Source organism: Candidatus Agathobaculum pullicola, assembly GCF_052117205.1.
Taxonomy (GTDB): domain Bacteria; phylum Bacillota; class Clostridia; order Oscillospirales; family Butyricicoccaceae; genus Agathobaculum; species Agathobaculum pullicola.
In genome coordinates, this window is the sequence record NZ_JBQKJP010000021.1 from 25,361 (window position 1) to 44,641 (window position 19,281).

Here is a 19,281-nt window from a genome sequence, read left to right on the forward strand (position 1 = left end):
TAATCGTCCCAATTATCAGGGGCGGTTTTTCTTTTTTCTGCGCTTGGTCTTGTTCTCCCGCCGGATCACGGCATCCTTGCCCTGTTTTCTTGCGATTTTCGAGTATTCCTCTAAAAACTGGCGCTCCCGCAAGGTAAAGCTGCCGTCATGCTCCTGCTTGCCGCACAGATGGTCATACATCTGGCGCTGCAATTTCTTGTGGATGGTTTTCCGCAGCTTGCGGATGTTGCGGTCAGACTGCCCACGGACAGCGGCAAGCCGGGTGGTGCTGTACAGCCGCAAAGAGAGGAAATACAAAACCTCCTTGTGTTCCTCGCTCAGTTCCTCCACCATGTGAGAAATAAAGGGATCAGCGGTCAGGTTGTGCATCTCATAAGGGCAGTCAAACAGGATGTCCAGAAAGTTTCCAGCCATCAGCTGCCGGTATGCAGGGTTGTTCATCCATCGGGGAATGAGCTTCGGTTCCGGCACCGCCTGATATTCCAGCGGCACATCCCCACGGAGGTTTTCATGATCCCGTTCCCGGCGTTCCCGGTTTCGGTCCAGCTTGTTCCATTCCTCCACCACGGCCCGGAAATCTTTTTCGGTGCGTGCGGCTTCCTCCAGCCGCCGTATGGCCTCGGCCCGCATCTCCCGTTTCAGCCGCTTTTCGCTGACTGGGGCAGCTTCTTCTTCCTCGGTTTCCAGTTCGACATCATAGTCAATGGGATGCTCGTCCTGCTCCAGCTCATTTTCCAGCTCGGCCAGACGTTCTTCCGCAAGCGCCTGTTCCAGCGTTTCCTCCGCCCCAGCGCCTGTCCCATCGTCCCATCCGGTGAAGCCACCTTTGGTATCCAGAAGCTCGTCATCAGACAGATACGCCATGACTCCACCTCTTTTCAAAAAAATATTTTGCGATTTTTCAAAAATGGTTCCGTTTTGCACCCCGGATTTCTCCTATTAGTGAAAGAGTAATCTAAAAACAAGTTACTTGGGTTGCATTGGCTCGTTCACGCAGGAGAAAGGGGGCTTTCGCCATGTTCAGGCTTGACACAAAAAAGAAGTAACACAATCGCAGGTTACAAACAACGGAACTATAACAACAGTATACACCGGATGCGCTGAAAGCGCAAGAAAGAGAGGTTCTATGGCAGATAAAAACGCCGTGTTTCTGACTCGGCACATTGGCAAGACCACCTATAAAGTTCGTGTCTACCTCAGCGAAACCGCCGAGGAAACGATGGAAGATAAAATTCTGCGGCTGATCCGCAATGACGGGCTGGCAAACCAGTCGGAATGTGGTATAATGGAACTGCCACAAATGAGCCGTCCGTCTGAAAGGAGCGCCTGATATGGCAAACAGACAGACGGAAGAAAAAATCACTGCGCTCTATGAGCGCCTGTCCCGTGACGATGACCTCACGGGCGACTCGAACTCCATTCTGAATCAGAAACGTTATCTCGAAAGCTATGCAGCACAGCGGGGCTACACCAATATCGTCCACTACACAGACGATGGGTGGTCCGGCGGCAACTTTGACCGTCCCGCATGGAAGCGCCTTGTGGCGGACATTGAGGCGGGAAAGGTGGCTCATCTGCTGTGTAAGGACCTAAGTCGGATCGGCAGAAATTACCTGCAAACCGGCTTTTACACCGAGGTAATGTTCCGGCAGAATGGGGTTCATTTTGTAGCTGTCGCCAATAACATTGACAGCGAGGAACAGGACAGCGGCGAGTTTGCTCCCTTTCTCAATATCATGAACGAATGGTATCTGCGTGACCAGTCCAAAAAGGTTTCGGCAGCATACCGTGTTAAGGGGAAGGCAGGCAAGCCCACCACCAACAACGCCATCTATGGCTACAAAAAAGACCCGGAGGATAAGGACCACTGGCTGATGGACGAGGAAGCCGCCGCTGTGGTGCGGCGGATCTTCCGGCTTGCGGTGGAGGGGCACGGCCCCCATGAGATCGCCAAGATACTCACACAGGAAAAGGTGGAGTGCCCCGCCTATTATCTGGCCCGCAACGGCAGGGGCTGCCGGAAAAACACCGTGGACACCAGCCGACCCTATGACTGGTACGGTTTTACGGTCAGCTCCATGCTGGCCAAGCCGGAGTATATGGGGCACACCGTCAATTTCCGTTCCTCCAAAAAGTCCTACCGGGATAAGCGGGTAAAAAATGACCCGTCCGACTGGCTGATTTTTGAGAACACCCACGAGGCCATTGTTGACCCGGAAACCTGGCAGCTGGCCCAGCAGGTGAAGCAAACCGTGCGCCGGACGGATACTACCGGCATCGCCAATCCCCTGACCGGCCTTGTGTTCTGTGCCGACTGCGGAGCCAAGATGTATAACCACCGGGGCAAACGCAAAAAGGATGGGCGGGAGTATGGAACAGACTTTTACAACTGCTCCACTTACACCCTGACCTTTGAGCGTGAAACCCAGATGTGCTTTTCCCACACCGTCAGCACCAAAGCCCTGAACGTACTGATTCTGGAAACCATCCGTACCACCGCCAGCTATGCCATCCAGAACAAGGAGGAATTTATTCAGAAAGTTCGCAGTATTTCACAGGTTCGCCAGCAGGAAGCGGCAAAGGAGCTGAGACGCAAGGTCGCCAAGGAGCGCAGGCGCAGCGCCGAGCTGGACGTGCTGATTAAAAAGCTGTATGAAACCTATGCCATGGGCAAACTGGAGGAAAAGCGGTTCGAGCTGCTGTGTGCCGAATATGAAAAGGAACAGGCAGATCTGGAACAGCTGCTTGCCTCTGAGCAGGCGCAACTGGACCAGTTCCATGAGGACACCGACCGTGCCAGCCACTTTCTGGCGCTGGCACAGAAATATACGGATTTCACCGAGTTGACCGCCCCCATGATCCATGAATTTGTGGAGAAAATTCTGATCCATGCCCCGGACAGAAGCACCGGAGAACGGGTGCAGGAAATTGAGATTTACCTGAACTTTATCGGGAAGTTTGAAGTGCCCATGCCCGAACCCACCGAGGAAGAACTGGCTGCGGAGGAAAAGCGCCGCCAGAAGCGTATCCGTGACCATGAAAAATATCTGCGCCAGAAGGAGCGCAAACAGAAGATTGCCGAGGGGCTGATCGTTCCGGGTGAACCGTACCAGCTGGTGTGCCAGTGCTGCGGAGAGCCGTTCCAGTCTGTCCGCCCCAACGCTAAATTCTGCAAACCCGCCTGCCGGGAGAAGTTCTACCGGCAGGAAAAGCGGAAAGCCAAAGAAACGGAAACATCACAAACTGCATAAGGACTGCGGCCTGCCCAAACAAACCGGGCAGGCCGCTTTTTTTATGCCCTGAAACGGAGGGATTTTTGATGACACTGTTTGAACTGGTAAAACAGAATATTTGTGTGCCGGATGCGGCGGAACACTATGGGCTGCAAGTCAACCGAAACGGGATGTGCAGCTGTCCGTTCCATGAGGACCGGCACCCCAGCATGAAGCTGAACGAACGGTATTTTTACTGCTTCGGCTGCGGGGCCACCGGCGATGTGATTGACCTTGTGGCGAGGCTGTTTGCCCTGAGCAGTTACGAGGCAGCGCAGAAGCTGGCACAGGATTTTGGGATTGGCCCGGACAAGCCGCCTGTGGCAGCTGCCCTGCCCAAACCGGAGCGTCCCCTGCTGAAAGCATACCGGCAGGAGGAAGTACGCTGCCTGCGAGTGCTGTGTGATTATCTGCATCTGCTGGAAAGCTGGAAGGTGCAGTACGCACCCAAGACAGCGGAAGATACTTTGGATGATCGGTTTGTGGAAGCCTGTCAGATGCTGGACTATGTGGAGTATCTGGCGGATTTGCTCATTGCCGCTGAGCTGGAACAGCGGGTGAAAATTGTTGAAATGCTGAACAAGGATGGCCTGATTGCCGGTTTGGAGGAACGGCTGGACAGGCTGAAAAAGGAGGACGATGCCCATGAAAAACAAAACGCAGCTTGACGGGATGCCCGTCTGGTTTGATGGAAAAAGCATCAACGAAGCCCTGTTTTGTGAGGAGTTCTTGCAGACGCACAAGATCATCTTCACAAACGGGGCTTTTTTCACGCCCGAAGGCCGTGTGACTGATGAGTTGCCCCTGCGGGGAGAGATTTTTGAAGAGCTGAAATACTGTGCGGTCAGCAACATTCCCCGCAAAATCAGCAACATTGTGGAGCTGATGAAGCTGGCGGCACTGGCAGAGGATTTTCCCCCGGAGCCGGACCGGATTCACCTTTCCAATGGGACGCTTTTTCTGGATGGGACCTTTGCGGAGGGAAAGTCGAAAATCGTCCGTAACCGTTTCCCCGTGGCCTACAACTCCAACGCCCCAAAGCCTGCCCTCTGGCTGCAATTTCTGGATGGCCTTCTCTACCCGGAGGACATTCCAACCTTGCAGGAATATATCGGCTACTGCCTGATTCCCAGCAACAAGGGACAACGGATGATGGTCATTAAGGGCAGCGGCGGCGAGGGCAAGTCGCAGATCGGCGCTGTTCTGGGAACTTTGTTCGGCTCCAACATGAAGGATGGCAGCATCGGGAAAATATCCGAGAACCGTTTTGCCCGTGCTGACCTGGAACATATCCTCCTGTGCGTGGACGACGATATGCGGATGGAGGCCCTGCGCCAGACCAACTATGTGAAATCCATTGTCACCGCCCAGGGCAAGATGGATTTGGAGCGCAAGGGCAAACAGAGCTATCAGGGATGGATGTGCGCCCGGCTGTTAGCATTCTCCAACGGAGATTTGCAGGCGCTGTTTGACCGCAGCGACGGATTTTACCGCCGCCAGCTGGTGCTGACCACGAAAGAAAAACCAGCTGGCCGTGTGGATGATCCCGACCTTGCGGAGAAGATGAAAGCCGAGGTGGAGGGCATTCTGCTGTGGGCTTTTGAGGGATTGCAGCGGCTGGCCGCTAATAACTTCAAGTTCACCGAAAGTGACCGCACCAGAGGGAACCGGGAGGCAGTCAAACGGGACAACAACAATGTCTATGATTTTCTGGATTCAGACGGGTATGTTCGCCTGAAGGCCGATTTATCTGCCAGCTCCAAAGAGCTGTATGAGGCATACCAGATTTACTGCACCGAGAACAACCTGCCTGCCCTGAAGCCCCGCAGCTTCAGCGAAGCCCTGATCGCTTGCCAGAGCCGCTACAATCTGGAATACTGCAATAATGTGACCAACACAGCCGGACGGCGGGTGCGTGGCTTTCTGGGGATTGAGGTATTGGTGAGAAATCATATATCAGTGTTTTCCGGTGATTCGATGCGTACGTACGTACCGGAAGATGTGCCGGAGGAATGGCGGCGCTGAACCGTGTACGTACGTACGCTTTGATTAACCCTTGTTCTCCCTTTTATAGCAATTCGGCGGCTATGGTAGTCAGAATCACCGGTCAAATCTCCATGCTAAATCAAGGCGAGTGGGAATCGAAAAATATTTGACGGTTGGAAGAAATCATTTTACGAAACCGTGCTTCTCGTCCCGGTGAACCGGGTACATGGAATCATGGGAAAATGCACGGTTTCAAGCCAAGTCACACGGAACGGAAAAGTCGGAAGGTGCGACCTATGGGCAGGACATCACACCGGCAATTCTGAACGGATTTGGTGACAAGGGAATTTTTCACGACACAGCGAAGCGGTTATGCCAGAGGGCGTGCCAGCTTCGCTTTTTTATCAAGTAAATTTAGGAGGATTTTTGATGATGACGGTACGCAACGAAATCAAGGCACAAATCATCCGGGCGGGATATACCATGCAGGAGCTGGTTGACCGGCTCCATGAGGAATACGGCTGGTCGGACAGTTTTTCCAACCTGTCGGCCAAGCTCCAGCGGAAATCCATCCGCTATAAGGAGGTCATGCAGCTGGCCGATGTGCTGGGCTACGACCTGATCTGGCAAAAACGGAGGTAAATCTATGACAAGTGAAGAAAAGAAACTGTTGCAGGCAAAGCACCGCTTGGAGGAAGCCCAGGCACGGGACCGGGTGGAGGAGCGAAAAGCCCGGACAAGGCGGCTCATTCAGGAGGGCGCTGTGCTGGAAAAAGTGCTGCCGGAAGTACAGGCGGTAGGGCTTGATAATCTGGAAGAATACCTGCGGCGAAAGCTGGCAGCACACGATTGAAAACGGCTGGGAGGTCTCCGGGAAACCGGGGGCCTTCCTCTTTTTTATCCCGAAGGGCGCACTTACTCACCACCCGCCGTTGGCGGGCGGTGGTATCCCTCCCATCGGTCGGGATCGTGCGCTCTCCGAGGGGGCTGCGGCTGTTGCGACAGCCGTATGGACAATGCCACAGCACGGGTGAGCTGCTGTCATTGTCCACGCAGTTATCGCCATCACAACCGCTTTGCGTTTGTGAACAGAGGTACAACCTGTACCCTGTTTGCGACAACTGCCTGCAAAAACCTGCCGCCGGCAGCTTTCCCGCAGAGATGGACGGCACAGCGCTGCCGTCCATTTTCTCTTTTGCGAAAGAGAAACAGAAAAATGAAAAAACGGGGGTGAATGAGATATGGCGATTTACCATCTGGAGGCGAAGGTGGTAAGCCGGGGCGCAGGCCGCTCCGCCGTGGCCGCTTCCGCTTATCTGAGCTGCTCCCGCCTGTATAACGATTACGACGGGATTCAGCATGACTACACAAGAAAGCAGGGACTTGTCTGGCAGAAAGTGTTTCTGCCAGAATACGCCCCGCAGGAATGGCAGGACAGGGAAAAGCTCTGGAACGCTGTGGAGGAAACCGAAAAGACGAAGGATAGCCGCCTTGCCCGTGAGTTTGTCGTCGCCCTGCCCATAGAGCTGAACCGGGAGCAGCAGATCGAGCTGCTGCAAGTGTTTGTTCGGGAGCAGTTTGTGGCCGATGGAATGTGCGCCGATGCTGCAATTCACGACACCGACGGTCATAATCCCCATGCCCACATTCTTCTGACCGTGCGACCGCTGGATGAGCAAGGCAAGTGGCAGTACAAGACCGAGAAAGAGTATCTGTGCATCAGAGACGGCGAGGAACGAGGGTTCACCGCCGCAGAGTTTAAGACAGCGCAGAACGAGGGCTGGGAAAAGCAGTATCCCTACAAGGTCGGCAAAAGGAAGGTGTATATGACGCCATCTGCTGCCCAGACGCAGGGGCTGGTTCGTGCGGACAAGCACCCGAAAAGTACGAAGTACGGCAGACAGAATCCCATCTCCGAGCGCTGGAACAGCGAGGAACAGCTTGTGGCATGGCGGGCAGCGTGGGCGGATGTGTCCAACCGCTATCTGGAGCGTACAGGACGGGAAGAACGCATTGACCACCGAAGCAATACAGACAGGGGCTTGACCGAGCAGCCCACCATTCACGAGGGTGTGGTTGCCCGTGCGTTGGAGAAAAAAGGCATTATCTCTGACCGCTGTGAAATCAACCGACAGATCAAGGCGGACAATGCCCTGCTGCGGGAACTGAAAGCAACGGTTAAGAAGCTGATGCAGGCGGTAAAGAATACCGTTCCTGCCATAGCGGAAGCAATGGAGAAGATACGCAGCAGTATGCTGATTTTCAGTTATCAACTTCGCCACATCGGTGTTGGCAAGTACAATATGGTCAAGCGCGTCAAGGCAGTCAAGCCAGAGCTTGAACGCTATGGGGGATTGGTACAGCAGATCAAGGACAAATCCAAGGAACGGAAAGCTCTGCTTGCGGAGAAAAAGGAAACGCCTTTCTATCAGATACCCAAACTACACGACCTTACCCGACGCATTACCGAGTTGACCGAGGAGTTGGAGGAGCTGAAAACCGACAAGGAAATGCTGCTTTACTCTTTGGACTGCACCGATGATGCGGGTATTTCTGCCATGAAGAAAGAAATCGCCGTATTGGAGGGTGCGTTGCAGAAGCTGTCCGAGCAGGAAGCAAAGTATTCTGCCGAGCTTGATGAAACCTTGAAGCACTATGCCGAACTAAAAGAGAAAGCTGCCGGTATGGATGCCGCCGAGCTGATGGATGCCCGGCTTGATATTCGCAAGGAACAGGAACGCTCTGCCATTGACCGTGTGAAAGCCGCCTATGGCGAAAAATATGATTTTGCGACGATGGCTGGCTGCAAGCAGGATGTGGCGAGCCTGCTCCGTGAGGAAACGGAAATTCGCTCCGTGCGTGAGCAATTGTTGCAAAGACGGTATCAGCAGGCGCAACAGAAACAGCGCAAAAAGAAGATCAAGGAATTGGAAAGATAACTACTTTTTTGCTCATCTTACACAGAACATTGTATCAACCCGCAGCCTATTGAATAGTTTTTGATTCAACAGGCCGCTTTTTACGGAGGATTTATCATGTCAAAAAGAACGTACGGATATATCCGTGTTTCGTCTAAGGATCAGAACGAAGCAAGGCAAGTCATCGCACTTAATGAGGCCGGAGTAACTTCTGAGAATATTTTTCTTGCATTGATTGAATCAATGCGATAGTCGAAGCGGACTATAAGTATAAAAAATAGCATTCTATTAGGCTGTGGAGGTAGAAAAAATCTTCCATTCTTTATTCTGATGAAGTATAATATTAAAAACAAACCGAAGTTGTAATCACAATGTTGGGAGGAATCTTACTGTGAAAGAAAGTAGAGGACAGCCAATAAATGGCATACTTTAACAAGCTGTCTTATGCTGTAGTCCTGTATAGTACCCCAACGCAGTCAGCAGCGGTGTTTCCGAATTCTTTTCGGAAAAACTGCTGCTGAGGCCATAGAATATGTACAAATTTGACGCCAGATTAAAATTCTGCGTGAAATGCTAGATCTTCAGGAGAGAGAAATGGGTTACTTCATAGTCGGCTTTCTTTTGGTCGATAACAGCAAAGCAAAGGCGGCGGCAAGGAATCGGTCTATTCCTTGCCGCCACCTTCATCTGTTTAATTTTTAGCCTTACTGTTGCTCAAGCCCTTTTTACTTGACCATGAAGCGGTACAGGAAGGTCACGATCTGAGCCCGAGAGCACTCATTGGCAGGTCCAAAGAGTCCGCTGCCAATGCCGCTGGTGATGCCGTTCTGCGCGGCCCAAGCCACGGCATCGGCATAGTAGCTCTCAGCGGCAACATCGCCGAACGCGATGTCATCGGAAGCCGTGGGAGACCCGGCCGCGCGATAAAGGAAGGTCACGCTCTGACTGCGGGTGCAGGTGGCATCGGGGCTGAACATACCATTGCCGGTTCCGCCCGTGATGCCGTTCTCCAACGCCCAAGCCACTGCCTTGGCGTAGTAGGCGTCCGCAGAAACATCGGAGAAGTTGCTCCGGCTTTCCGGTTCGGGGCTGCCAGCCGCCCGCCACAGGAAGGTGACGATCTGGGCGCGAGTGCAGGAAGCGTTGGGGGAGAAGGTGGTGGCGGAAGTGCCGCCGGTGATGCCCCGGGCAGAGGCGAAGTCCACGGCGTCCTTTGCCCAGTGGTTGACGGGATGAATGTCCACGAACACCTTGGCGTTGTCCACGATTTTCACGGTGGCGGAGCCAGCCAGTGTCAGCGCCACGCCATTTTCAGTGGGAATGGATGTCTTGACGATCTCCTCGGTGCCGTCGGCATTGACGATGACGGCCACAGTGCCGGGAGTAACGGTCTCGACGGGGATCTCGACCTTGACGGAGCCGGCGCTCTTGGGCACAGTGACATCCACAGCGGGGGCGTCCCCGGTGTTCTTGGCAGTGGGGACTTCCACAGGCAGAGTCACGGCATCGCCGCTCTTGGCGGCTTCCGTGGCGGCCTTGTCGGACACGCTGGACTTGACCTCGGTAACGTCGCCGTTCTTATCCGTAACGACGGTTCCGGTGGTGCCGTCGGCAGCCTTATTTGTCTCGGTGACGGTGCCGTCCTTCTTGGTTTCCACAACAGTGGTGCTGCCGTCGGTGTTCTTGGTGGTCTCAGTCACGGTGCCGGTGGTCTTGTCGGTCACGGTCGTGGTGGTGGAGCCGTCTTCATTCTTCTCCGTTTTGGTGGTGGTGTTGGAGGAAGAACCGCCGCCGGAGTAGGACACCACATAGGGCGTAATGCTTCCGGTCAGATTGTTGTAGTTGTCCCCGTCAGTGGGGGTATAAGTCCAGTTGTAGGCGGTGTTGGCTGTCACAGCGGTGTCGGCGGCAACGTCCCACGCGATGGAGCCGCCGGTCGGCGTGATGGTGCCGATAGCCAGCGCCGCGTCCGCCAGGGTCTTGCCGTCGGAGGTGATGGCGGTGTAGGCGGGCGTACCGGTGGGGGTGGCCTTGTTGATGGTCACCTTGATGATATCCTCAACCGTTTCATAGGTGTTCGTGTCCGCGGGGGTGAACACCACGGTCACGCTGTCGCTGCTGTCCGCAACATTCACGGGAACCGCGTTCTTGAAGCTCCAACTGCCTTCCACGCTGGCGGTGCCGGTAATGGCGCTGTCCGGAACAGCGGAGCCGGTATAGGTCACGGTGATGTCATTGGCAGTTGCTGTGGGAGTTTCCTTATCCGTCAGGGTGATCACCACATTGACGGTGGAATCCGCGTAGTTGGTGGAGGTGATCTTGATGGGCAGGGTCACAGTGTCGTTAACGGTGCCGCCGGACAGCGTGTAGGTCACCTTGCCGGTGGAGTCCACATCCCAACTGGTTACAGTAACGGTGCCGGTTGTGGTCTCGGTGCCCTTGGCATAGGTCAGGACTCCGGCTTTATCAGGCATACCCGCAGCTCCGATGTCTTTCTCACCGCTGGTCGTGGTGTACTTCTGCCGGACAGAAATATCAGCCAGCGTCGGTGCGGCGGCCTTGTCAACGGTGAGACCGCTGATGGTGCAGGTCTTGCCCTGATAGGCCAGCTCGATGGAGGTATCACCCACGGCCAGAGCGCCGAAAGTCACCTCAGCGGTGACATCTCTGGTGGTGCCGCTGACATAGGTGGCGGTGACGGTCAGGCCGTCGGTCTCGAAAGACTCGCCGTACTGGTAGCTGGTTTTGGCAGGTGTGCCAGAAGCGGAGATGCTGCTCAGCGTATCGCCCTCCACGGTCAGGCTGATGGTGCCGATAACGGTTTTGTAGTTGGTGCTGTCGGTGGGGGTAAAGGTCCAGCCGTAGTCAGCCGTACCAGCCGTCAGGGTCTGGTTATCCGTCAGCTTCAGCGTACCGTCAGTGGCACCGGTCTTGCTCAGAGTGATGCTGTTCAGCGGGGTACTGGTGTAGATGGTGTCGCCCGAATAGCTGACCTCACCCACGTTGGGATCAGCCTTGGAGATGTTCACGGTGACCACGGCCCGGTGCAGGGCATAGTTTTTCGACTTGTCACCGGTCAGGTAAATAGTGGCATAGGTAACGAGCTTGCCATTGCCTGCATCGGCGTTCGCGATGGTGCCGGTGGTGGGCATGGCGGCCGTGACCCGTCCTTCGTCACCGGCCACAATGCCGGACAGTTCACCGCCGGTCAGGGTAACATTCGTCGTGCCGTCATAGACCCGATCGGTGGCCGTCAGGCCGGTGACGGTCAGAACCTTGGGTACAATGGTAAAATCGTCGTAAACCACATCTTGCTGATAGTTGGCGGTGGCGGCGATGGTGGCCTCCACGGTGTAGCTGCCCGCGTCGGTGGGCTTCTCGGTTCCATAGGTGCTGTCATCAGCGTCCTGAACCTTGTAGCGGTAGGTGGCGGTGCCGTTCTCCTGAACGCCGCTTATCTGGGGCTCGTTGGGTGTATCGCCGTAGGTCCAGCCGTCCAGGGTGACGGAGACGGACTGGGACGCTGCGGTGATGGTGTAAGCACCGTCGCTGCCGGTAAAGGTGAGGCCATAGTTCGTGGAATTAGATGTGCCGGTGATGTCATAGGTGCCCACAGGGCTGGCAGAAGTGGCGGTGGTGGACAGGGTGTAAACGCCGGTGTCGCCGGGTACGATGCCGTCATCCGTGGCGGTCAGCTCCGCGATAGCCGCGCCGTAGGCGCTGCTCTTGGGCTGGATGGTCACAGTGACTTGCTTGGGGCTGATGCTGGCAGTGGTTGTGGACTGCTGCCCTTCCGCCGCCAGAATGTAGTTGCCCACGCTGCTGCCGCCAAGGGTCAGGTCGGTGATGGTGACGGTCTTGTTCTCATCCACATTCTTATCCGTAAAGGTACCGGTGGCGGCGACGGTCAGGGTATCGCCGTCCAGCTTGCCGGCCAGCGTCACGCCCGAATAGATCAAGGTAGCCTCAGTGTTGCCGTCATAGGTCTTGCCGTTGGCGGTAATACCGGATACGGTGACCGGTCTGGGGCTGATGGTGAAGTCCTTCGTGGAGGAGGCTTCGGCATAGTTGGTGCCGACCGCCTGGGTGACCTTGACGGTGTAGTCGCCCGCGTTTGTGGGGGCGGCGGTGGAGTAACTGTTTTCGCCCTGCTTCGTATACTCCACGGTGACGGCTCCGTCGCCGGTAACTGTATAGCCGCTCTCTGTCAGGACAGCGGGCTGTCCGTCATAGGTCTTGCCGGGGTTACCGGTGATAGTCACGCTGCCGGCAGCCTTATTCACCGTGACGGTGGCCGAATCACTATTGATAGTGATTCCATCATAGGTGACCGCGCAATGGTATTGGTATGTACCCGCGTTGGGCTTGTTCAGGGTCAGCGTGTTCGAGGTTTCTCCCGGCAGTGCGAAGCTATCCTTGTACCACTGGTAGGTAATTCCTGTCGCATTGCCGCTGGGATTCTGCGCGGCAATGCTGAGGGTGACGTCTGCGCCATAGGTGACGGTCTGAGCAGTGGGCTGGGTCGTAATCTGCACCGCCTGGATGTACGCCGCAGAGATATCCACCGCCTTACTGGGCATGGTGAATTTGTTGTCCGCGTTGATGGTCAGACCGGCGGGCGCGTTCCAATGGTCGAAGCGCTGACCGTCGGGCGGGGTGTTGGGGGTCAGGGTGACAGCCGTCCCCTGTTTTGCGTAGGAATTGCTTTTATATTCGGTCGTACCCGCCGCCGTGCAGTTTGTGAGGAACAGGCGGTAATACACATTGCCGCCCACCGCGCCGGTCAGGGTGCCGTCCACATAGACATTGCCGTTGTTGGTGAGGTTGCTGCCAGCATTCAAGGTGGCGTTCTTGTCGATCAGCAGGTTTTCCCCGCTTTTCACTTCAAAGGCACTGTTCAGGGTCTGGGCACCGTAAACGCCGCCGTCGCTGCCCTCAAAGATGATGCCGCTCCAGCTTGCCTTGCCGCTCTGGTCGCTGATGCTGTTGGCATAAATGACGGCTTTTCCGCTGCCGTCGGTTGCAAAGCTGCCGCCACTGCCGCCGATGCCCGCGCCGGTCCGGTGGCTGGAAGTGCCGCCATTGGCGGTGACGGTGCCGCCGGTGATGGTGATTTCGCCGCCGGAGGCGTTGCTGCCGCCGCCGATACCCGCGCTGTTTTCGCCGCCGTTGGCGGTGACGGTGCCGCCGGTGATGGTGATTTCGCCGCCGGAGGCGTTGCTGCCGCCGCCAATGCCTGCGCCGCCGTTGGCGGTGCCGCTGCCGTTGGCAGTGACTTTGCCGCCGTTGATGGTGATGGTGCCGCCGTCGCCGCCCCAGCCGCCGCCGATACCGGCGGCGCTGTCGCCGCCGGTGGCGGTGACAGCGCCGCTGCCGGAGATGGTAATGCTTTCGCCGGAGCCTTGCTGGCCGCCGCCGATGCCTGCGCCGAATCGGTCGCCGCCGGTGGCTGTGACTTTGCCGCCGCTGATGTCGATGGTGCCGCTGCTGCCGCTCTTGCCGCCGCCGATGCCCGCGGCATATATGCCGCCCGTGGCAGTAACGGTGCCGCCGCTGATGGTGATCTTGCCGCCGGAGCCGACATTGCCGCCGCCGATGCCCGCGCCTCTGCCTCCACCGGTGGCTTCGACGGTGCCGCCGCTGATGGTGATCTCGCCGCCGGAGCCTTCCTGGCCGCCGCCGATGCCCGCGCCGTTTTCGCCGCCGGTGGCTTCGACCTCGGTGCTGCCGCTGATGCTGATTTCACCGCCGCTGATGCCTGCGCCGCCGCTGGCTCCGGCTTTGGCAGTGACCTTGGCGCTGCCTTCTATGTTGACGCTGCCTTTGGAATTGCTGGCGGAGATGGCATCGATGCCCGCGCCGCTGCCGGCGCCGTTGGCGGTGACCTCGGTGCTGCCGCTGATCGTGATGGTGCCGCCGCTGATGCCCGCGCCGCTGGCGGCGGTGGCGGTAACATTGCCGCCGGTGATGGTGATGCTGCTGGCCGCGGAGCCTTTGATGCCCACGCCGCTGCCAGTGCCGGTGGCGGTGACGGTGCCGCCGTTGATGTTGAGGGTCTTGACGTAAATGCCCGCGCCGTCGTTCGCGCTGCCGGCGGTGACGGAGCCGCCGTTGATGGTGACGGTGCCGTAGGTAGCCTTGATGCCTGCTGCGTCTTTGGAGTTGGCGGCGCTGGCCTCGATCACGCCACCGTTGATGGTAAGGGAGCCGCCATTGTCGATGCGTATTCCATAAGGGTAGTTTACCTCGCCGCCGCCCGTGGCGATCAGCTTGCCGGTACCAGCATTCTGCCCGTAGATGGTCAGGTTGCAATTATTTTGGCCGAATAAAAAAAATTTGACAGCAAGTGTACATCCGTCGGTCAGGATCAGGTGCACATTGCCCTTGAGATTGAGGACGCCGTATATGGTGACCGCTCCATTCACCACATACCATGTATCGGCGCCCTCTGTGCCCCAAGTGGCGTCTTTGGAGTTGGGTCTGTCCTCGCTGCTCGTTGCCTCGGTGTAGCTGTCGCAGGTCTGCGTATTGCCGTTTGCGTCCAGATATGAGACGCTTCCCGCCGCCAGCGCTGTGGCGGGCAGCAAGCTCAGGCACAGGGCCAGCGTCAGCAGAATACTGATTGCTTTTTTCTTCATTTCTGTTTCCTCCTTCATAATTGGCGTGTGGTCAAAAGTTTTGATGGGATGGAACATCCTATCATGAAGGGGTACCCCTTCATGATTCCTTTTCACTTCGATGGGCCCCTGGCCCATGCCAGCAGCATGTCCTTCACGTGTGACAGCTCCTTCCAATAGTCGCCGGTACGGTTGTTTGCCCATACGAGCCCCTGCACGTACCGTTCCGCCATGCCCAGCATGGTCAGGGTGATGGTGGTGAACAATTCCTCTTCCGGGAGATCGGTGCGGATGCTGCCGTCCGCCTTGGCCGCTTCATATTTCCGGTGAAAAAGCATGCCTATGGGCTTTAGTACATCAAGCTGCACCGCAAGCTGCTCCTCCGACGCCCCTTCCCGGCAGATGTAGCTTTTGTAATTCGCGCTAAAGCGCAGAACCTCCGGCCGCTCTTCGTAGAGGCGGATAATGGAATCACAATAGAGCTCGACCAGCTGATAAGCATTCCGGCTTTCCAGGTCTTCCGGGTCGACGGCCTGTAAGACCTCCTTCCACACCGTTTCCCACATGTCGGCGCTGATGGCGATCACCAAATTCAGCTTGTTCTGATAATACTTGTACAGGGTGGCGATGCCCACATCCGCTGTCTCGGCCACCATCTGCAAACTGACCGCTTCAATTCCATGCCTGGAGAATAAATCAAGCCCTGCTTCCAGCAGTTGCTTTTTCCTGCGTTCTGCCTCTCTCTCGTCCCGGGCGATATTTCTTGCCATAACCTGCCCCCTTTTGGAGTGATAAGATATAAATATAGTAACACTATTATAATAGAAATACTTATAATATGCAAGAGAAATTTTTCTTTGCGCAAAAGCGAAGATAAAAATCGTAAACCTTGCAGGGCATCTGGACAAGGTGTCTGGAAAGGCCGTAGCAGATGGCGTAGCGGAGGAAGCCGGTTTGAAAGTGTACTACCGCCGGCGCTCGGGGTATACGCTTTAATCAGAAACACTACATTTATATTCTCTCAGGGAAATGTTCGCGCCGAACAGAATTAGCCGCAGACAGAAGTATGCTATGATATAGATATTACAAAGGCCGAAGAGTATCACTATTCCTTCGATATCCAATATTTACTTCGTGCTGTATTCAACATTGCTTGAAAATAAAAGCAAGATGAATGAAATCTTGCAGATTCAGGGTATCTCTGCTGTAAAGCGAGTTTCTGAAAAAGCTATATCCGCCGGAATAATTTCTTCTGTGCTGTGTGCAACAAGCATTTTGTCAGGCATTTCGCTCTATATGTGCCATCTTGCGATTCTTCTACCAACGATTATGAATTGCTTTATTTCGGCAATCCTGTCTGGATTTTATTCTTGTAAAGTAAATTCGCTCAAAGCGGAAAACATCCATAAGGCGGTTATCTCGATGCTCTCTATTGTGATGCAAAGTATCCTTCTACTATTTGTGTAAACCGGCAGGTGTCTCCCATGAGACACCTGCCGGTTAATAGGTATATTCTCTTGGTTGTGTACTTCTGTGGCAAAGATGCCGGATCAAATAAATTGCAGAAAACCACCTTGATAAATCTCATCTCAAAAGAAGATATTGGAACGGTACTGCCGGGAGCATGGAATTACCGCTTATCGACATTATGACGAGGACGACGGGTATTCCGGTACAAACTTCAACCGTCCCGGATTTCAACGTATGCTTGCCGATATAAAAGCTGGAAAAATCAAGCGCGTTATCGTCAAAGATATGTCCCGTTTCGGGCGTGATTATCTGCAAGTCGGTTTCTACACCGAAACATTATGGACAAGGACACAAAGGGCAGACCGTGAAACGGGCTGCTGACAACAAATAAAGGTTGAGTATCAAGCACCGGGAAAGTGCGAGATATTCAGCCTGTTTTGTTGTCCGGGGTTTCCAAAGGGGCTTGCCCCTTGGCACACGACTTTGCTTGCAAAGTGTAGTGTGTTATACCTGCTGGTGCGGCTGACGGGGGAAACGGGGTGCGGTGCATTTTGCGCCCCGTTTGCTCCGGCAGGAAAACAGGCTGAATTTTGCGAATGGCGATAAGCAAAAATCGGGCTGCTTTCGGAAAGCGGCGGCAGGTATATGAAAGCCCCCGTCCCTCGTCCTACGCTTCGACTTGTGGACAAAGTGTCCCGAAGTGTGGCCACATTCCCGGAAAAATAGCAGGACAGCGGGCAACCGTCAAGGCTGAAATGAACGGGTTTACACCCGGCCTTGACTGCCACCCGCCGTTCCGCTGAATGGGTGGACAAGGCGGCCAATCCCTCAAAGTGCTTGGCCGCTCTCTTTCTGATTTTGGAGCGTTTCTTTCCTCAAAATTGAAATGGGCGGGAAGCCATTTTAGGGCTTTTCCGCCTTGATTACCCTTTAGCAAAGACGGGCGGGACTGTCAACGGCGGCGCATGAAATGCGCCGTTCATCTTGACCATTGACTGGCTCGACTGGCTTTGCTATGTCATAGTTTCAAAGCATTTTTTGGACATTCTTCCACACATTTCATGCACAAAATACATTCTGTTAAGTTTTTCTTCTTTCGTGAATTGTTCGGAACTTCTACATTCATCGGACACATCTTTTCACACTTCCCACAAGAGATACATTTTGTTTTATCTACTTTAATGTGAAAAAGTGAAAAGTAACTCATGGGCTTCAAAAAAACTGTAATCGGGCAGATGTATTTACAAAATGCCCTGTTATCTTTGCATACATAGGCTATGACAATTCCAACGGCGTAGTAGAGGACATTTCCAATGATAAAACTCCACCACATAATTTTCTCTTTATTTGGTACATGAAGAATAAAGAGCAGGCCGACAAATAAGAGGGAAGCCCCAAAAATAAAATAGCGGATAATTCCCCAATGCTTGCGTGGGGTGGTAGGTGCCTTGAACGGGAGCAAATCTAAAATCATTGCTGTCCAACAAGCATAACCACACCACCCACGCCCAAACAGTAAAGGGCCAAAAATTTTTGCAACAACATAATGAATTGTGGCGGCTTCAAATACACCGAGGAAAAGATAATACCAAAATCCCTCTATCTGCATATTTTCATGGCAGAGAAACCCCAGATATACAAGCATATATAGGCCAACTGCAAACTGCACTACATTTCGGGCATATCGTTTCTTCTGCCCATATAAAACTAATCCAACGGCAATCGCAGTGCCAATATAAGAGAAATTGAAAAAATAAAAAATGTTATCCAGTGCAAGCCATAATGTTAGTGCAATCGTTTCAAAAACAAGCCACATAACAAGCGGTGGTACATATTTCTTAAACTTCATGGTTTTTTCCTACATTCTCAATCATCTTTTTTGCCAACTGCTGGAACAGGTCGACAGTTTCTTCGTCCATCGGCGCAAGTTGTCCGATCTGTCCGGCAATCATTGCTGTTACATCATCAACGGAAATCGTGTTTTGTTTCTGTTTCGCCAATGCGTCCCGCATGGTCTGGAACATAGCGGCGGTCACAGCTTCCCCCGGCTGTTCCCCGTTGTCAATATCTTTCTTAATATCCCGCAGAATAGCCAGGAACACATTTTTGATTTTTTCAATCTCCGCTTCATGTTCCCCCATCTTCTGGGCGTTCAAAAGCTGTAAATCCTGCTTCGCTTCCGCCCGGTGTTCCGGGCGTTCTTTCATCAGGTCGGACAGGGAAGCCGTCGCTATCTCGATAAGCTGGTTTCTTGCGGTTATTCCCTTTGCCGCCGTATCTTGAAAATAAATCCGTATCAAATCTATCAGTTTCGGAAAGTTCCTGTGTTCCAAAAGGCGGTTAAGGATTTGCACATCGACTGCGCCCGTCACAATCCCCCTCACAGCTCCCTCGGATAAGCCCAGTTCAGAAATATCGTAGCTTTTACGGACGCTTACGGTGGACAAGCCCAGTATGTAGTCCGTTGATACCTTAAATTCCTTTGCCACACCTATGAGAATATCACTGCTGACCGTTCTCGTTTCGCCGCTGACAATCCGGCTCAACTGGGAAGCGGAAACGCCTATCTTCTCCGCAAGTTCCTTTTGTGTGATGTGGTTTCCGTTACATAAATCGGAAATCCTCTGTCCGGGTGTTCCGGGTAAAGCCATAGACACGCACCTCCTCCGCATATCTCCATTATACAGCAAAATTGCAAAAATACAATTTTCAAAGTGTAAACTTCATCAAAATGCAATTCTCGCAAAATTCCGGGGATTGCATTTTTTTCGTGTAGACTTAGGGTAGTTCATCGATGGACAGCACCTTGAAAACAGAATGACCGTCCGAAAAGGAATACCCCGGCTGGGGAAGCACCGCAAGGAGCCAACCTCTGGACACTTTGTCCAGAGGTCGCTTCGGGACAAGTTGGCGCTGTTGACAAATCCCAGTTTATCCTCGTTTGGGTAAATAAAAAAGACGCCCACTGGCGTCATCCGGCGTATTTTATCATCCGTTTCAGGTTCAATGCGGTCGCAG

13 protein-coding genes and 1 pseudogene are annotated in these 19,281 nt (G+C 54.2%); 9 read left to right on the forward strand and 5 right to left on the reverse strand.

All coding sequences use genetic code 11. The annotated features are described in order from the left end of the window. Positions 1-15 precede the first annotated feature (15 nt). Complete coding sequence (locus tag ACTQ3V_RS08775) at positions 16-864, reverse strand: sigma-70 family RNA polymerase sigma factor (protein ID WP_441467176.1); 849 nt, start codon at positions 862-864, stop codon at positions 16-18. Between the two features lie 262 nt (positions 865-1,126). On the opposite strand from ACTQ3V_RS08775, the gene ACTQ3V_RS08780 reads away from it, so the two are divergent. The 8 genes from ACTQ3V_RS08780 to mobQ all read left to right on the forward strand — a co-directional run bounded on the left by ACTQ3V_RS08780 (position 1,127) and on the right by mobQ (position 8,197). After that, positions 1,127-1,330 (forward strand): transposon-encoded TnpW family protein, encoded by a 204-nt coding sequence (locus ACTQ3V_RS08780; RefSeq protein ID WP_441467177.1) that lies wholly within the window; start codon positions 1,127-1,129, stop codon positions 1,328-1,330. Position 1,331: 1 nt separating this feature from the next. Next, complete coding sequence (locus ACTQ3V_RS08785; RefSeq protein WP_441467178.1) at positions 1,332-3,251, forward strand: DUF4368 domain-containing protein; 1,920 nt, start codon at positions 1,332-1,334, stop codon at positions 3,249-3,251. Positions 3,252-3,319: 68 nt separating this feature from the next. After that, positions 3,320-3,940: a CHC2 zinc finger domain-containing protein gene (locus ACTQ3V_RS08790; RefSeq protein ID WP_176928140.1), complete on the forward strand. Its 621-nt coding sequence runs from the start codon at positions 3,320-3,322 to the stop codon at positions 3,938-3,940. Further along, entirely contained in the window at positions 3,918-5,297 is a 1,380-nt protein-coding gene (locus ACTQ3V_RS08795; protein WP_441467179.1) for a DNA primase family protein, read from the forward strand. The genes ACTQ3V_RS08790 and ACTQ3V_RS08795 overlap by 23 nt, the downstream gene beginning before the upstream one ends. Positions 5,298-5,484: 187 nt before the next feature. Continuing rightward, positions 5,485-5,670, forward strand: coding sequence for a hypothetical protein (locus ACTQ3V_RS08800; RefSeq protein ID WP_441467180.1), 186 nt, complete (start codon positions 5,485-5,487; stop codon positions 5,668-5,670). 20 nt (positions 5,671-5,690) lie between these two features. After that, complete coding sequence (locus ACTQ3V_RS08805) at positions 5,691-5,900, forward strand: DUF6471 domain-containing protein (protein ID WP_441467187.1); 210 nt, start codon at positions 5,691-5,693, stop codon at positions 5,898-5,900. A gap of 4 nt (positions 5,901-5,904) precedes the next feature. Next, positions 5,905-6,111: a DUF3847 domain-containing protein gene (locus tag ACTQ3V_RS08810; RefSeq protein ID WP_441467181.1), complete on the forward strand. Its 207-nt coding sequence runs from the start codon at positions 5,905-5,907 to the stop codon at positions 6,109-6,111. A 388-nt stretch (positions 6,112-6,499) separates the two neighbouring features. Further along, positions 6,500-8,197 carry a MobQ family relaxase gene (gene mobQ / locus ACTQ3V_RS08815; RefSeq protein ID WP_441467182.1) on the forward strand — a complete coding sequence of 566 codons (1,698 nt, stop codon included), beginning with the start codon at positions 6,500-6,502 and terminating at the stop codon, positions 8,195-8,197. A gap of 704 nt (positions 8,198-8,901) precedes the next feature. Here mobQ and ACTQ3V_RS08820 read toward each other — a convergent pair. Together ACTQ3V_RS08820 and ACTQ3V_RS08825 are read right to left on the reverse strand one after the other, a co-directional pair. Further along, positions 8,902-14,814, reverse strand: a complete 5,913-nt coding sequence (locus tag ACTQ3V_RS08820) for an S-layer homology domain-containing protein (protein WP_441467183.1) — start codon at positions 14,812-14,814, stop codon at positions 8,902-8,904. A 92-nt stretch (positions 14,815-14,906) separates the two neighbouring features. Further along, the gene (locus tag ACTQ3V_RS08825) at positions 14,907-15,563 is read right to left on the reverse strand and encodes a TetR/AcrR family transcriptional regulator (RefSeq protein ID WP_441467184.1); all 657 of its coding nucleotides are present in this window, start codon (positions 15,561-15,563) and stop codon (positions 14,907-14,909) included. Positions 15,564-16,374: 811 nt separating this feature from the next. Between ACTQ3V_RS08825 and ACTQ3V_RS08830 the strand changes: the two are divergent. Then, positions 16,375-16,605, forward strand: a pseudogene (locus ACTQ3V_RS08830) (recombinase family protein); the annotation flags it as partial. A 676-nt stretch (positions 16,606-17,281) separates the two neighbouring features. Here the strand turns inward: ACTQ3V_RS08830 and ACTQ3V_RS08835 are convergent. Beyond that, positions 17,282-18,112 (reverse strand): 4Fe-4S binding protein, encoded by an 831-nt coding sequence (locus ACTQ3V_RS08835; protein ID WP_441467185.1) that lies wholly within the window; start codon positions 18,110-18,112, stop codon positions 17,282-17,284. After that, positions 18,102-18,914 (reverse strand): helix-turn-helix domain-containing protein, encoded by an 813-nt coding sequence (locus ACTQ3V_RS08840; protein ID WP_441467186.1) that lies wholly within the window; start codon positions 18,912-18,914, stop codon positions 18,102-18,104. Before ACTQ3V_RS08840 ends, ACTQ3V_RS08835 begins: the two co-directional genes overlap by 11 nt. Between the last annotated feature and the right edge of the window lie 367 nt (positions 18,915-19,281).

Excerpts from the sequence above, each read along its gene's own strand:
- ACTQ3V_RS08775 (WP_441467176.1), bottom strand. The coding sequence starts at position 864 with ATGGCGTATCTGTCTGATGACGAGCTTCTGGATACCAAAGGTGGCTTC.
- ACTQ3V_RS08780 (WP_441467177.1), top strand. The coding sequence starts at position 1,127 with ATGGCAGATAAAAACGCCGTGTTTCTGACTCGGCACATTGGCAAGACC.
- ACTQ3V_RS08785 (WP_441467178.1), top strand. The coding sequence starts at position 1,332 with ATGGCAAACAGACAGACGGAAGAAAAAATCACTGCGCTCTATGAGCGC.
- ACTQ3V_RS08790 (WP_176928140.1), top strand. The coding sequence starts at position 3,320 with ATGACACTGTTTGAACTGGTAAAACAGAATATTTGTGTGCCGGATGCG.
- ACTQ3V_RS08795 (WP_441467179.1), top strand. The coding sequence starts at position 3,918 with ATGAAAAACAAAACGCAGCTTGACGGGATGCCCGTCTGGTTTGATGGA.
- ACTQ3V_RS08800 (WP_441467180.1), top strand. The coding sequence starts at position 5,485 with ATGGAATCATGGGAAAATGCACGGTTTCAAGCCAAGTCACACGGAACG.
- ACTQ3V_RS08805 (WP_441467187.1), top strand. The coding sequence starts at position 5,691 with ATGACGGTACGCAACGAAATCAAGGCACAAATCATCCGGGCGGGATAT.
- ACTQ3V_RS08810 (WP_441467181.1), top strand. The coding sequence starts at position 5,905 with ATGACAAGTGAAGAAAAGAAACTGTTGCAGGCAAAGCACCGCTTGGAG.
- mobQ (WP_441467182.1), top strand. The coding sequence starts at position 6,500 with ATGGCGATTTACCATCTGGAGGCGAAGGTGGTAAGCCGGGGCGCAGGC.
- ACTQ3V_RS08820 (WP_441467183.1), bottom strand. The coding sequence starts at position 14,814 with ATGAAGAAAAAAGCAATCAGTATTCTGCTGACGCTGGCCCTGTGCCTG.
- ACTQ3V_RS08825 (WP_441467184.1), bottom strand. The coding sequence starts at position 15,563 with ATGGCAAGAAATATCGCCCGGGACGAGAGAGAGGCAGAACGCAGGAAA.
- ACTQ3V_RS08835 (WP_441467185.1), bottom strand. The coding sequence starts at position 18,112 with ATGAAGTTTAAGAAATATGTACCACCGCTTGTTATGTGGCTTGTTTTT.
- ACTQ3V_RS08840 (WP_441467186.1), bottom strand. The coding sequence starts at position 18,914 with ATGGCTTTACCCGGAACACCCGGACAGAGGATTTCCGATTTATGTAAC.